This is a genomic window from Candidatus Zymogenus saltonus, from assembly GCA_016929395.1.
Taxonomy (GTDB): Bacteria; Desulfobacterota; Zymogenia; order Zymogenales; family Zymogenaceae; genus Zymogenus; species Zymogenus saltonus.
This window is the reverse complement of sequence record JAFGIX010000001.1, coordinates 1-13,907: the sequence shown is the minus strand read 5'-3', so window position 1 is coordinate 13,907 and position 13,907 is coordinate 1. Positions and strand designations below refer to the sequence as shown.

The window sequence follows — 13,907 nt, the reverse complement described above, 5'->3', positions numbered from 1 at the left end:
CTTCTAAGACGACAAGGGATTGACTTAAAAGTATCAATCCCAAAAAGTTAACCCAAAAAAGGGGGGCAGCGATTGTCCCCCTTTTTTTATAGCACCCTTCCATATAACTACTTTCCGCCCCTCGAACTCCATGAAGTCGTGTATCAGTTTCTTTAATATGAAATTCAAGAAAAACGTACAATGGATTCAAAGTGAACGGAGGGGTATACCCCTCCGTTCACAAAGACATTAACTTTCCTTTGAAAACCAAAGAAAAGTTACAACAACCGAATTGATACCGGTTGTTGTAAATGAACCCCAAGTTGAGGTCTCATCCATTGATGGGGCTGTTAAAACCGGAACCGGGTTAACACCCCAGAGTTTTGTAATAACTTTTTTAGTCATTTTAGTATACTCCTTAAAAAAAATTAATAACTTACGCCACATGAACGAATATTCATGAGCATCCATTTTGCTTCTATAGTTTTAAACTAATTCAATTATGGTGGCATAAAAATCACATCCTCTCTTTTATTAAAAAATAAAAAGAATCTGTAAAAATATAAGTTTATAGAACGAGCTGTATTCATTTCTATTTGGATTAAGGTTTTTACACCAATCTCAAAAAACCAAACGTATTGACATCCTCCTCTCAAACAAGTATATTTGTCCTTTAGAAATACAATATCGACGAGGAAAAGATGTTAAGAAGATATTTCAAGGCCGTTTTAGTCCTGGCCGCCCTTGGCACGGCCTGGGCCCTCCTCTTCTCCGGGGCCGAGAAGATCAACTCCACATACACGATGTTCAGAAACCGCCCCGACAGGACCGGCGTCTTTCACACGAAGGCTGTCTACTCATTAAGTCAGATCAAGTGGAGCTTCAGGGCGGAAGACGCCGTCCGCTCGACCCCGACGGTATCAAAAGGGATAGTATATTTCGGCAGCAGCGACAAGAACCTCTACGCTGTGGATGCAAGGTCCGGATTTCTGAAGTGGAGGTTTACCGCCGAGGACGAAATTTCAAGCTCCCCGGCGGTTGCGGGAAATATCGTCTACTTCGGCAGCGACGACGAGAGGCTCTACGCCATCGACAAAAAAACGGGGGTCGTGAGATGGACGTTCAAGACGGAGGGAAAGATCAGGTCGTCGCCCGTAGTGTCCGAGGGAGTCGTCTACTTCGGGAGCGACGACGGTCTCCTCTACGCGGTCGACTCCCAGACAGGCGTCCTGAGATGGAGCTTCAAGGCCGAGGATAATATCAAATCCTCACCCTCAGTAGTCGGGAGCGCAATATTTTTTGGGTGCGACAGCGGCACGCTCTACAGGCTCGACAAGTGGACCGGGGCGATGATGTGGGGCTTCAAGGCGGAGGGAAACATCGAGTCCTCCCCCGCAGTGTCAAGCGGCGTCGTCTATTTCGGGAGCGACGACGACCACCTCTACGCCGTGGAGACCAACATGGGCCAGCTGATATGGCGCTTCAAGACCGAGGACGACGTGAAGTCCTCCCCGGCCGTGTCGGGGAATACGGTCTTCTTCGGGAGCGACGACGGCCGCTTCTACGCCCTTGACGCAAGGACGGGGATGCCCAGGTGGCAATATTTCACCGAGGACAAGATCGCGACATCTCCCGCCGTCTGCGCCGGCGCCGTGTACTTCGGCGGTGACGACGGCAGGCTCTACGCCCTGAGGGTAGACAACGGGGGAATGAGATGGCAGTACAGGGTGGAAAAGCCTATCCGCTCATCGCCCATGGTCCAGGACAAGACGGTCTACTTCGGCGACGATTCCGGGTTCCTCCACGCCCTGAGATAAGGAGAAAACTCCTTGTCAAAACTGAAGGCCACGACAAGACCGAACCCCAAGATTGTGGGCCTGAACGCCCCCCTTTAAAATTGAAAATCAAATCAAAAAATCCCCGGCCGTGACCGGGGATTTTTTATACATGTCTTAGTTTTTTGCTCCCCCAAAACCCTCACCCCTCTTCCCCGCACCCTTTGACGCGGTTTTCCCCTTGATCTAACCTACGGCGTGTATCTTATCCCCTCCCCCTCGGAAACCTCCCCCACTACCCAGAGATCTTCCCCGGCCTCTTCAAACCTTGATTTCAGTGCGTCGAGGTTTTCCGGCTTTACCGCCGCCAGAAGCCCCCCGGATGTCTCCGGGGTAAAGAGGAGCTGTCTCATCTCCTCCGGGATCGCCTCATCGAACCGGACGCTCTCCTTGAACGACCTCTCGTTGTTGCAGGTTCCCCCCGGGAAGAGCCACATATCTGCGTATCTCTTTGCCCCCGACACAAACGGCAGGCTTTCGACAACGAAGTCCAGCCTTACCCCGCTGCTTTTTGCCATCTCCAAAGAGTGGCCGGAGAGGGCAAACCCTGTGATATCGGTCAAGGCGTCGGCCCCCACATCCCTTATTATTCCTGCGGCGGCCTTGTTGAGCTTCTTCATCCAGATCGTGGCGCCCTCCACGTCCCCCTTATCCGCCTCACCGGCCTTCAGGACGGTGGTCACGATCCCCACTCCCAGAGGCTTCGTGAGGACGAGAGCGTCTCCGGGAAGGGCGCCCTTGTTCGTGAGGACCCGCTCCGGGTGGGCCGTTCCCATCGCCACAAGGCCGTACTTCGGCTCCCTGTCGTCTATGGTGTGGCCCCCCGCCAGGACTCCCCCCGCCTCCCTGACCTTGTCGGCCCCTCCCTCCAGTATCTTTCCGACTATCTCCTTTGGCAGGTCATCCGGGAAGCCGCAGATGTTGAGGGCCAAAACAAGGTCGGCCCCCATCGCATAAATATCCGAGAGGGCGTTGGCGGCCGCAATGGCGCCGAAGTCGAAGGGGTCGTCCACGATGGGTGTAAAGAAGTCCAGCGTCAGGATGATGGCGGTCTCGTCGTTGATCTTGTAGACCGCCGCATCGTCCCAATCGTCCAGACCCACCATCAGGTTGGGAAAACTATCCCTCGGGAAATAGTCTTTTAAGCGGCGCATGACCTGCGCCAGGGCGTCGGGCGCCGTCTTAGCGGCTCACCCCGCGGCCTTGACCATGCTGGTCAGTTTTAGCTCTTCCATCTCCTCCTCGCTTCGGAAATTATATCCTTACTATCTCGTTAAATGGCACGCTCCTATCCTTCAGAATGCCCTCGGACCGCTCCATATCATCTACCGGTATTCTCACCGTAACGCCGCAGTCGCTGCTCAGGTGGCGGGGAACGGGGATAAGCTTCGCCGGTATCCCAGCATCCTTCAAGACCCTCTCCCCCTTTATGGCGTAGCTCGTGCTGTCCATCAATACCACGGCGTATTCCATAGTCTATCTATCCCCATTTATCGGTCCAGGCCAAACTTAAAAAGCATGAAATACAAATCTTCTTACCCCCTCACATAATACGAGCGAAAAGCGGACGAACCGTTCTTTGTCCAATATTGTCTACTTCCCGTCCACCACCGCCCCCACGGCCCTCAACGCACTGTCGACGTCCTCGATCGTCGTAAACGGCCCCATCCCGAAGCGAACCGTGCCTTCCGGGAACGTCCCCAGGGTCATGTGCGCCCTGGGGGCGCAGTGGAGCCCCACCCTGCACATGACGTCGTAGTCGTCGCAGAGGCTCGCCGCAACCTCGGAGACGTCTATCCCGTCGACGACGAACGAGACGGTGGCCGTTTGAAGTTCTGCGTTCCCGGTGCCTATCACCTTGACGCTGTCGATCTTGGAGAGACCCTCGATCATCCTGCCTGTGATCTTCACCTCATGGGCGCGAATCTCGTCCACCCCCCTGTCTAGAATCCACCTGACCCCCTCGCACAGCCCCGCTATCCCGGCGACGTTCGCCGTCCCGCTCTCGTACTTGTCGGGGAGAAAATCGGGCTGATATTCCATCTCCGACCTGCTGCCGGTGCCGCCGAAGACAGCCGGGGGGAGCCTTTCGCAGTCGAAGTCGTCGCCGAAGACAACCCCCCCCGTTCCGGTCGGCCCCAGAAGCCCCTTGTGCCCCGTAAAGGCCAGTATATCCACCATATCCTCCTTAATATCTATCGGCAGTGATCCCGCCGACTGCGCCGCGTCCACAAGTAAAGGAACGCCCTGTTTTCGGGTCAGCCTCCCCACCTCGGCGATATTCACGATGGTCCCTGAGACGTTCGAGGCGTGGTTGACCACCGCCAGGTCCGCCCCGCCCCCGAGGGCCTCTTCCATCGCCTCGATATCGATGGTTCCGTCCACTCTCACGGGAACCAGGGCGATCTCGATTCCGACCGTTTTCTCCAGGTGCCTCAGGGGGCGCATGACGGCGTTGTGCTCCATCGACGTGGTCACCACCCTGCCCCCCTTCGACACCAGCCCCCCGATAACCAAGTTGATGGCCTCGGTGACGTTTAGCGTGAATATCACCCTGAAGGGATCGCTCCCCCCGAAGAGCTTTGCAATCAGCTCCCTCGTTTCGAGGCGTATCCTCTCGGCCTCCATCGAGAGCCTGTGCCCGCTTCTGCCCGGATTCGCTCCTACGTTTTTCATGAAATCGGACACCGCATCGACGACGGACTTCGGCTTCGGCCACGATGTCGCGGCATTGTCGAGATATATCATTTCCACAAACCTTAAGATCCTGTGCCCACGGTTTCATTATGCAATTTGCGATATGGTCAATGACCTTAAATAGCATAATGTCGGGGCGCCCGATTAGAAAACGGGACACCCCCCCCGCTCCCCCATTCAGCGCATTCCAATTTCAAGTATCTGTGAGACGGTAGACTTTGTCAACTACTTCTTCAGAGATATCTGAAACTCCCCTTCCGCCTCACTGTACTCGGCCCCCCATCCAAGCTTTTCCGCCGACCGGGACACGTTGTAAACCTGGGTCATCGTGTCTACGAGGACCTTTACATTTCCGCCTTCCATCCCCTTTATGGCGTTTCTCGTCATTATGACAGGCTGGGGACAGGAGAGTCCCCGGGCGTCTATTGTCTTCTCCTTTTTATCAGCCATTTATTTTTCCCTCTCTATAGATAGAAAGCCTATGATTAAGACGGCGACGATGCCTATCCCCACAATCCAGGGGGCGTTTGTCTGGGTCGCCACCATCATGAAGTTGTGGGCAACACCTGCCCCCACCATCATTCCTATGACAAAGATTGCTGCGTCGGCGTCACCCTCGCCCGACAGGAATATCTGGCGCCCAGGACACCCCCCGGCCAGGGCAAACGACATCCCCGCCAATACCATGCCGCCGAAGTTGAGGAGCTGGTTCGTGTGCGCCGCCGGCTGATTGATCACCGCCCCCGCCTCGTCGACGCCCAGCGTGAAACCGGGGTGGAACTGACCGTAGATCAGGTTCATCACGACCGCGGTCACGACAAGGGCTACCACACCGCTCAGGAGGTGGAAGTCCCTCATCAGGATCACGTCCCTGATAGCCCCCATGGTGCAGAATCTCGTCCTCTGGGCCAAGAAGCCGACGATCAGCCCGGCCCCTATCGATATTGCCAGCGGCGCCCCCATCGATCCGGGACCGCTCGCGCTCCTGAAGAGGGCCGCCCCCTCGCCGTAGTTGGGGTAAATTATCGCAAGGGCAAGGAGGACTGCCATGATAAAGGGGAATATCCAGGCGAACTTAGTGTCTCCCCGGTAGGCCCGCCCCAGGGTAAAGCCCTTCTTGAGAAAGAGGACGCCTACGGTAATCCCGACGATAAGGCCTATTATGCCGGTAATCGCGTTCCAGTCGCCCCCTGAGAGTCGAAGGAGCGCCCGCCACGGACAGCCGAGAAACACCAGGGCACCCATCATTGCCGTCATGCCGAGGAAGAACCTGGTCACCGGCGACGACCCCGACCGATACTTGAACTCCTTGAACATAAGCGCGGCGATGAGGGACCCGAAGACAAACGCAGGTATCTCTGGGCGCAGGTACTGGACGACCGCGGCCCTGTGAAGGCCCAAAGCGCCCATGATGTCCCGCTCGAAACAGGCCATGCATATCCCCATGTTTCCGGGGTTGCCGAACTTCTGGAGCGAAGCGGCGATGATCCCTATGAGGCCGCCGACCGTAATGATGCCACATCTGCTCGCAAAAAAACTCTTGACCTTTGTCATTACAAATCTCCTTTGATAGTTGAACCTATAATTCTATTGATTCCCGATATGTATATACACTGGGCTGTAAGGGTGTGCGGCTTAAAACAGGTGGAATATAAAGGGCGGAACAGCTTGCACGGATACGGTATCCGGCGTGAAAACGGGACGGTGAAATCCAATGGAATCGCCGTTGAAATCGCCGATGTAATCGATAGCATCGAACGGCGATCTCTCGGAGGCTTTCTTCTCTTTAAGCGAAATTTTGCCAAGGTGTCTCCCTCAAGCGTTCGCCCCTCCGGGCGTGCCGAGGGAGACCTCCGGCTACGGCGGGAAGGGTGAGGCTGGCTTTAACGTGCTTCGGGACCGCCCGGGCCCCGAACAACGGCCTCATATCAAAAGGAAAATGGTTGTGTTGATCTTTCGTATCATCTCATCTCTTCTCTCTCTTCCTCGTTATCGCGTATTCCCTCTCGATACATCCTACTTAACCATCCAGCCAGCGACCCCATGAGGAAGATGCTTTGAATTATGGTATTTTTATACTTATATTTTTCTGTTTTGTCAAGGAAATTTTTTCTCTTTTCCATTGTCTAATCCATTGAGTAACCTATTATGATCGAGGAGGTAATCATGCCCTTTTTCAAGATACACCTGTCGGATGAAATTGCCGAAAAGGTTTCACCCCTTTTCGCCCACGAGGTCAGGGAGGTTATGGTGGAAACCCTCAAGATTGACCCGACCCACGGCCACGTCGCCGTCTACACGACGCCGAGGGAAAAGCGGTCCGTCCACGAGAGCCGAAGCGTAGATTTCGTCTTTGTCGAGCTTCTGATGTTCTCCGGACGCACGGACGAGACGAAGGAGACGCTCTTCAGGAAGCTGAACGAGGTGGTCGAGAGACACACCGGCGTCGATAACAAGGATATAATCTTTAACGTCATCGAGAGCGACAGGAAAGACTGGGCCGGGAGGGGCGGAATCCCCATGTCGAAGATACACCTGAGATATTGAGATATTGAGATTTTAATGTATGATTGAAAGCCGCAGGATCTCTTCCGATACAGGGGGTTGTTCCCGGCCAAAAACAATTAGACTTTTTGGCGCTTTGTGTTATAATCCAGGGCCAAAGACTATTTTTTTTGGAGTAAATCATGGACCTACAGGAAATTCTGACGAATATTGCCGTGCCGAGGCCGGCCCACAGGGAGTCCCTCGAAAAGACGGCCGCCTACATCAAGGGACTACTCACATCTTGGGACGTTCCGTTCATCGTGCAGGAGTTCGCCCTGAGACCCTACATGCAGTTTCTGATAGGGTTGACGCTATTGATACTGGCGGTCATCCTCTTCATACTGGTGCTAAAGAAAAAACCCCTTTTTGCCTTGATCGTATCGATCATCATCTTCCCGCTCCTCTTTCTTGAGTTCGAGATGTTCATGCCGATCGTGAGCGGCCTTATAAAAAAGACAGGCGAGAACATCATTGTGAGCTTCCAGGCCCCGAACGCCGTAAGGGAGCTGATCTTCATGGCCCACTACGACTCCAAGACCGACTTCTGGGATCACATCCAGAGGGCCAAGATCTACAGGTGGATACCCCACGCCTTCGCCCTGGGCGTCCTTCTTTCTATCTGGCTTTTCTTCGTGAAGAAATTCGACGCATTGAAGAACAAGCTCGTAACGGCGATAAACCTTACAGTTGCGGGTATCCTCGTTGTCTACTGGGGACTCATATTCTTGGGCTTCGGTGGATTCGTTTTTCTGCCGAAGGAGCGCGACAGCCTGGGCGCCGTGGACAACGGGACATCCGTGGTGACGCTCCTCGCCGTTGCCAAGGATATTAAAGACGGCAAGGTGGACATAGGCGACTCCAACGTCACGATCATCCTGACGTCCGGGGAGGAGACGACCCTCCAGGGAGCAAACTTCTACGTCAAGGAGAGGTGGGGTAAGAAGGCGGAGCCGGAGATCCCCACGACCCTCGTCAACCTGGAGCTTGTGGCCCAAAATGGCAACATGGTCTACTGGAAGAAGGTCGGGGTCTTCCTGAAGTTCTACGACCCGGATAAAGAGCTTATAGACCGCCTGAATGTGGCCTGTGAGGAGATATCCGGAAAGCCGATGGAGTTGGCGGGAGAGGGCTACATCACCGACGACTCTCACCGCTTCGCCGTGGTCGGGATCCCATTCATCACCGTGGGTAACTCGGGGCTTCCGGGAATGGGTATGGGCGGATTTCACGCCACCACCGATAACCTCGAGAGGGTGAACTACGAAAACCTTAAGCTTATGATAGCGACCCTCGAAAAATATATCGAGAGCTGCAGCACCAAGTAAGCCTGTGAATTCATTGTAACTCAAAAAAGGGGGGTGGGAGAGCCCCCCTTTTTCATGCCGATTAGATATTATGATGTCCAAAAACTCTCAACTTGTGCTATAATCGGTCGGTATGAGGGCGGAACGGAGTTGACATCCAAACCTGAATCCTAAAGGATTATCATGGAATATATTATCGACGATCACAGGGAATGCATCGGCTGCGGGAAGGACGGCTTCATCCTTCGAGGGTACGAAAAAAATACGGATGGTCCGCTCACGGCAAAAATCAAGATGGACAAGCGGACCGAGGGGTGGGTGGGGTTGCCCCACGGGGGATTCGGGATGGGCGCCATCATGGAGCTGGCATCGGGTCTTCCCGACTACCCCGATGATCCAAAATCTATCTTCCCTTTGAGAGCCGACTTCAGAATGGGGGGGACCGCCGTCGCGCTTGGGGACGAGGTAACCGTAACCGCAGAAAGAAAAGACGGGGGCGCCACAGGCGTAATCAGAAAGGAGGGCGTCAATCTCCCCTACATCTCCGGCGACATCTCCTTCTCGACGGAAGACGCGAAAGAGAGGGAGGCCTTCGAGGCGTACCTGCCCTCGAACTTCTCGAAGCTCGACGGGCGCCTGATTCCCCTCCCCTACTACACCGACTGCTTCGTCTGCGGCGCGGAGAGGAAGGAGCCGGGCCTCAAGAGGAAGTTTCACCTCTTCGACGACCCTGAAGACAGCGACGGAAAGACGGTCGTCTCCCTCGTCGGATTCGAGGGAGGGGACGGTGAGACGTTCTTCCGCTTCAGGAGGGGCGAATTCGTTCACCTCATCGCGCCATTGGCCCTGGGGGACGAGACGACCGGCTGGGGGGGATTTTTCATAGCGAAGAACGGCGGGGTGTCGGTGAGACTCAGCTATAATTTCTACAGGGAAATAAGGCTCGGAGAGAAGATCGTTTTCTTCGGAAGAGGGAGCAGGATGAAGGGGGATATATCGAAGAGGCTCCTCTTCTGGGCCACCGGCGGCGCCGCGGCCGTTGATGAAAACGGCGCCTTCGAGACGGTTCTCACCACCTCCGGCCAGTGGTTCGGCCTTCCCGCCCTGACCGACCAGATGCACATACACCTGATCCCGGAAGAATATAGAACAAGGGCCTTCGAGATGGCCGATTCTTAAAAGAGACAAGCAAATATAAATAAACGGTTCTGGGACGCTTTAAGCGTCCTCAGACCATTGACAAACCCCCTTCTTTTTATGGAAGGGTTTTTTTTGTCTGAAATCTGCTTTTTTTGGATAATTTTTAAAATATTGCATAAAATATATATAATTTTAGTCTTATGATGTATATTTTATATATTTTTTCTTGACATGTTTATCAAAATAGTATAAATTAATAACACTGTTTTGAATTTTATTTTTCATCGCAATACTTTATTGAATTTTAGCTGACTTCACGAAGCGCCTCCCCAGGGGAAATTTGACACACGGAGCTTTCGGACCGATTTTCTCAAAAGGGGAGCTTTGGGTGATTCTTGTCCCGTTCGGAAGGGAGTTCCTTGTCTCAATGGATTTTTATTTTCAAAATCGCCCAAGGGGAAAAATTTTAACCTATCTATAAGTTTTTTAGAGGGAGATATAAAATGAGGAAGCTGATTGTTTTATCCATTTCCCTTACCCTGTCTCTCGCACTGGCGGTTTCTTCGTACGCCATAAAGTGGGAGAACAAAAGCCTCGAAACGGGAGGGGAGGCTCCCCCCACGGCAACCTCGGACAGCGCCGTAAAAAATTACAACGAGTGCTTCAAGAAGGAGATACTGGAGGATCCAAAAATAAACACGACTCCGAAGCTCTTGCTGAAGCTGAACGCGTCAATCTGGAACAGTGATTTTCAAATTAACCCCGCCCTTCTCGAACCCAAGTCTGAATACGAATTCTACTACGATATCTACTACCTCGGGGGTTTGACAAGGGTCTCCACCGACATCTACAACGAAATCATGTTAAATGCGACCCAGGGGGATATAAGGGGCGCGTTCGACGAGGCCTACGTCTCCAACGCCATCGGCACTGACGTTGGATTTTTGGTGAAGCTGAACGACATCTCGAATCTTGGGGCCATCTTCAGCTACAAAAATAACCTCCTTAAAGGGGACGGCTCGTTTAAGTACGAGTGGAGCTATCCCGCAACCTTCAGCGGCGATGTCGAGTCCTCCTTCAGGAGCAAGGCGGATTCCAACACATACGGGATATCCCTCCTTTACAACGTGGATTTAACCGACTACTTATCTCTGGGGGCCGGTTTTAAATACGCCTACACGTTAGAGAAATCCGTTAATGATGCGACCGGATACGGAGTGGCCACCGGACCGGGCGGCGAGTTCCCGGAAAATGTCTCAACGGACAGGGAGATGACCTTCAAATATCACCTATTCGCCCCGACCCTCGGCGTGTCTGTATATCCGACCGATTTTCTGATACTCAATTCATCCGTGACGGGGAACATCTATACAGGCAGGGTTGAAAAAAAGGCCTCCCTCTTTGCAGACCACTGGTCAAACGTGGCGCCTGGCAATTTCCCCTCCAATACCTATGAAGAAAACCTGAATTCCGGACGAATCAAGGGCTACGAGATATCCGCCAACTTAAAGCCGGAATACAAAATCAACGATATCGTCTCGATCCTCGCCGTCGCCGATTACTTCCAAAGGGATATTGAGTGGAAAATAGATGGAATGGGCGTAGGTTATTTTGCGCCGTTCAACTATCCCGAGATCTTCTACGGCGATGGAACTGTGGAATATCAGGGAAAACAGAGACAATGGGAGATAGAATCCGGGGCGGGGGTGAAGCTGAGCCTCGATGGCTTTGACTTGCGGGGAAACGCCCTTTACACCCATTACAACCTTTATTCGGCGTACTATCATGAGAATGTCGTGGATGACGGCCTTGCAATGGGCTCGGGCTTTAATTCCTTCACCAGGCGCATGGAGGAAGAAATGGACATAATGTCGCTGACATTCGGCGTCGGAAAAGAATTCACGCCCGAGTTGACAGCGGATTTAAGCATCAGGTATGACCTCGGTTGGGGAGAGATGAGTCTCTACGAGGCAAACCACTCCCCCTATATCAGCGGCGATCCGAGCACCATCACATATGTAAGGGTGAGCGACACGGATTCATATCAGGATCTTACACTTGCAACATCGATGACAATAACACCCATGAGCAGGTTGTCCCTGGTGTTTGGAGGGATGGTCACCATGCCCTTGAGTTCGCTGAACTATAACCTCAAGGGCTACAGCACGGGTGGCTCGGACTTCGGCGGAAGCGGGTTCCCCTACTCCTACGACGGCGACTCCGCGCGTGGCTACAACAGCAGGGGGTGGAACTACGGCGGGTCACTCAGGATCAGGTTTGAATTTTAGCTGAAGATAAAATGAGATCACATGGGGGCGTCTTTGTACCGCCCCTTTTTTTTCAAGCAAAGCGACAAACCCTGCGGCTCGTTTCCGGGGCCGTTAAAAGCTCCCGCCCCCTCCATTGAAAAGCTCCCTTAAAATAAGGGAGCCGCTATGGTCATTTTGAAAAAAAACCGCTGTTTTCCCTCTTGCCCCCCCTGCCCCTGCCAACCGTCCACCTCATCGAATCCCATACAGCGAACCCCCTGACCGGAGAAGCCGACTACAGGTTAGGATTGAGCGACTTAGCTTTCTTGCGGTCCGCCTCGGCCCCGGCCTTGTTCCCCAGCCCTTCCCTCGCCTTCGACCTCAACATATAGGCCTCCCCCAAGTCGGGATTTATGGCGATGGCCTTGTTGAGCTCCAGCTCGGCGCCGGTGTAGTCCTTCGTCTCGATATAGACTTTTCCGATATTCATAAGGGCTTCTGCGTTTTTCCCGTCTATGTAAAGAGCGCTGTTGAAATCTCCCAGGGCGAGATTGTATTTCTTCTCCTTCAGGTAGAGCTCCCCCCTCAGATTGTAGACATGCGGATTGTCCGCAACGAGGAGGATATATTTTGACAATTGCTCCAAAGCCTCCTCGTTCCTTCCCATCTCTATCAGGAGCTCCCCCTTATTAAAATGCGCCGCGGGAAACATCGACTTTGAATCGATCGCCTTGGTGTAATCGATCAGGGCCCCCTCGTAATCCCCCAGCTTCTTCTTGATGACTCCCCTGTTCAAGAGGACCTCAGGGAATGTGTTGTCGAGCTCCAGGGCGCTGTTGTAATCATCCAGGGCCTTATCGGTTAATCCCAGCTTAAAGTAGGCGTCGCCCCTGTTGGCGTAGATTACGGCGTAGTTGCTTTCGAGCCGCTGCCCCTCCGGGAAGTCCTCCTTCAGCGCCTGGGTTAGTACGTCTATCGCCTCCGAGTATTTCCCCTGGCCTATGAGGTTTGCCCCCCTTTCCAGGAACGTCAGGGCGTTTTCCTCTGCCATCGCATTTGCGGCAAAAGTAAACAGGATAACGACCGCAACAAAGACGGCGGTCGCGACATTGGTTTTTCTTTTTAAGGTTAGTTTTTTCATAATGTTGGAAATTTTACGTTATCTTCTCCAATAAGTCAAGATTAACGTGAAAAGAATTAAAGAAAATAATTTAAATTTTTTTTATCTTTTTCTTGACAACATATCCTTTATATAATAGAATTAAAAATGCACCTGAAGAGTTGGCCATCATTACGGGACGGGGGAGGCTGGGGAAAGCAGATGGGTTGAAGGAAACGGCGGGGTGGGAGGGACAATTCTTTGGGGAGGGGAAGGGGAGAGCGATTTTTTTTGGGGTAAGTAAGATTTTCCCGATTTTTTTCTTGACAAGACATATCAGCACTAATATAATATGTGACTTTGTGGGCCTGATGTGGCCCCCTTTTGGGTCTTTGAGAACTGAACGGTGGGAATGGAACTTGTGGAGTATTGAGAAATACTCGTTTTAAACGGGTCTCATTAAGTCCGGAAAATAAATATTTTCCGGCAAACGCCCCGGCTCTGTCTTCAAGTTTATCTTGAAAACATTGCCGATAGTTCTGAAATTATCGGGGGGGCGCCGGTTATCGATTAATATCGATCGGCGGCGGTCTCCTTGATACAAATTTAATTGGAGAGTTTGATCCTGGCTCAGGACGAACGCTGGCGGCGTGCTTAACACATGCAAGTCGTACGAGAAAGCTCGCTTCGGTGGGTGAGTAAAGTGGCGCACGGGTGAGTAACACGTGGGTAACCTACCTTCCAGAGGGGGATAACATACCGAAAGGTGTGCTAATACCGCATAACACTACATTGTTTATTATTTTGTAGTCAAAGGTGGCTTCGGCTACCACTGGGAGATGGGCCCGCGGACCATTAGCCAGTTGGTGAGGTAACGGCTCACCAAAGCTACGATGGTTAGCTGGTCTGAGAGGATGGCCAGTCACACTGGAACTGGAACACGGTCCAGACTCCTACGGGAGGCAGCAGTGAGGAATCTTGCGCAATGGGGGGAACCCTGACGCAGCAACGCCGCGTGAGTGAAGAAGGCCTTCGGGTTGTAAAGCTCTGTCAGAGT

13 protein-coding genes and 1 rRNA gene are annotated in these 13,907 nt (G+C 52.9%); 6 read left to right on the top strand and 8 right to left on the bottom strand.

Annotation, left to right across the window (positions count from 1 at the left end; genetic code table 11):
* Positions 1 to 228: 228 nt before the first annotated feature.
* Positions 229 to 384: a hypothetical protein gene (locus tag JW984_00070; protein MBN1571573.1), complete on the bottom strand. Its 156-nt coding sequence runs from the start codon at positions 382 to 384 to the stop codon at positions 229 to 231.
* A gap of 296 nt (positions 385 to 680) precedes the next feature.
* Here JW984_00070 and JW984_00065 point away from each other — a divergent pair, with 296 nt between their 5' ends.
* On the top strand, positions 681 to 1,796 hold the full coding sequence (locus tag JW984_00065) for a PQQ-binding-like beta-propeller repeat protein (protein MBN1571572.1): 1,116 nt from the start codon (positions 681 to 683) through the stop codon (positions 1,794 to 1,796).
* 209 nt (positions 1,797 to 2,005) lie between these two features.
* Here JW984_00065 and selD read toward each other — a convergent pair whose 3' ends face one another.
* The 6 genes from selD to JW984_00035 all read right to left on the bottom strand — a co-directional run bounded on the left by selD (position 2,006) and on the right by JW984_00035 (position 6,634).
* Positions 2,006 to 3,049, bottom strand: coding sequence for a selenide, water dikinase SelD (gene selD, locus JW984_00060; protein MBN1571571.1), 1,044 nt, complete (start codon positions 3,047 to 3,049; stop codon positions 2,006 to 2,008).
* A gap of 19 nt (positions 3,050 to 3,068) precedes the next feature.
* Positions 3,069 to 3,287, bottom strand: coding sequence for a DUF3343 domain-containing protein (locus JW984_00055; GenBank protein MBN1571570.1), 219 nt, complete (start codon positions 3,285 to 3,287; stop codon positions 3,069 to 3,071).
* 120 nt (positions 3,288 to 3,407) lie between these two features.
* Entirely contained in the window at positions 3,408 to 4,562 is a 1,155-nt protein-coding gene (locus JW984_00050; protein MBN1571569.1) for an aminotransferase class V-fold PLP-dependent enzyme, read from the bottom strand.
* A gap of 174 nt (positions 4,563 to 4,736) precedes the next feature.
* A complete protein-coding gene (locus JW984_00045; GenBank protein MBN1571568.1) occupies positions 4,737 to 4,961 on the bottom strand; it encodes a sulfurtransferase TusA family protein in 225 nt (74 codons plus the stop codon).
* Entirely contained in the window at positions 4,962 to 6,065 is a 1,104-nt protein-coding gene (locus tag JW984_00040; GenBank protein MBN1571567.1) for a YedE-related selenium metabolism membrane protein, read from the bottom strand. It abuts the gene before it with no gap.
* A gap of 407 nt (positions 6,066 to 6,472) precedes the next feature.
* Complete coding sequence (locus JW984_00035) at positions 6,473 to 6,634, bottom strand: hypothetical protein (GenBank protein MBN1571566.1); 162 nt, start codon at positions 6,632 to 6,634, stop codon at positions 6,473 to 6,475.
* Positions 6,635 to 6,677: 43 nt separating this feature from the next.
* On the opposite strand from JW984_00035, the gene JW984_00030 reads away from it, so the two are divergent.
* The 4 genes from JW984_00030 (at position 6,678) to JW984_00015 (ending at position 11,790) form a co-directional block, all read left to right on the top strand.
* Entirely contained in the window at positions 6,678 to 7,058 is a 381-nt protein-coding gene (locus JW984_00030; GenBank protein MBN1571565.1) for a tautomerase family protein, read from the top strand.
* Between the two features lie 140 nt (positions 7,059 to 7,198).
* Complete coding sequence (locus JW984_00025) at positions 7,199 to 8,383, top strand: M20/M25/M40 family metallo-hydrolase (GenBank protein ID MBN1571564.1); 1,185 nt, start codon at positions 7,199 to 7,201, stop codon at positions 8,381 to 8,383.
* Between the two features lie 162 nt (positions 8,384 to 8,545).
* On the top strand, positions 8,546 to 9,541 hold the full coding sequence (locus tag JW984_00020) for a hypothetical protein (protein ID MBN1571563.1): 996 nt from the start codon (positions 8,546 to 8,548) through the stop codon (positions 9,539 to 9,541).
* Positions 9,542 to 10,005: 464 nt separating this feature from the next.
* Positions 10,006 to 11,790, top strand: coding sequence for a hypothetical protein (locus JW984_00015; protein ID MBN1571562.1), 1,785 nt, complete (start codon positions 10,006 to 10,008; stop codon positions 11,788 to 11,790).
* Positions 11,791 to 12,046: 256 nt separating this feature from the next.
* Here JW984_00015 and JW984_00010 read toward each other — a convergent pair whose 3' ends face one another.
* Positions 12,047 to 12,892, bottom strand: coding sequence for a tetratricopeptide repeat protein (locus JW984_00010; protein ID MBN1571561.1), 846 nt, complete (start codon positions 12,890 to 12,892; stop codon positions 12,047 to 12,049).
* Between the two features lie 565 nt (positions 12,893 to 13,457).
* Between JW984_00010 and JW984_00005 the strand changes: the two genes are divergently transcribed.
* Positions 13,458 to 13,907: ribosomal RNA gene (locus tag JW984_00005) — 16S ribosomal RNA — on the top strand; the annotation flags it as partial.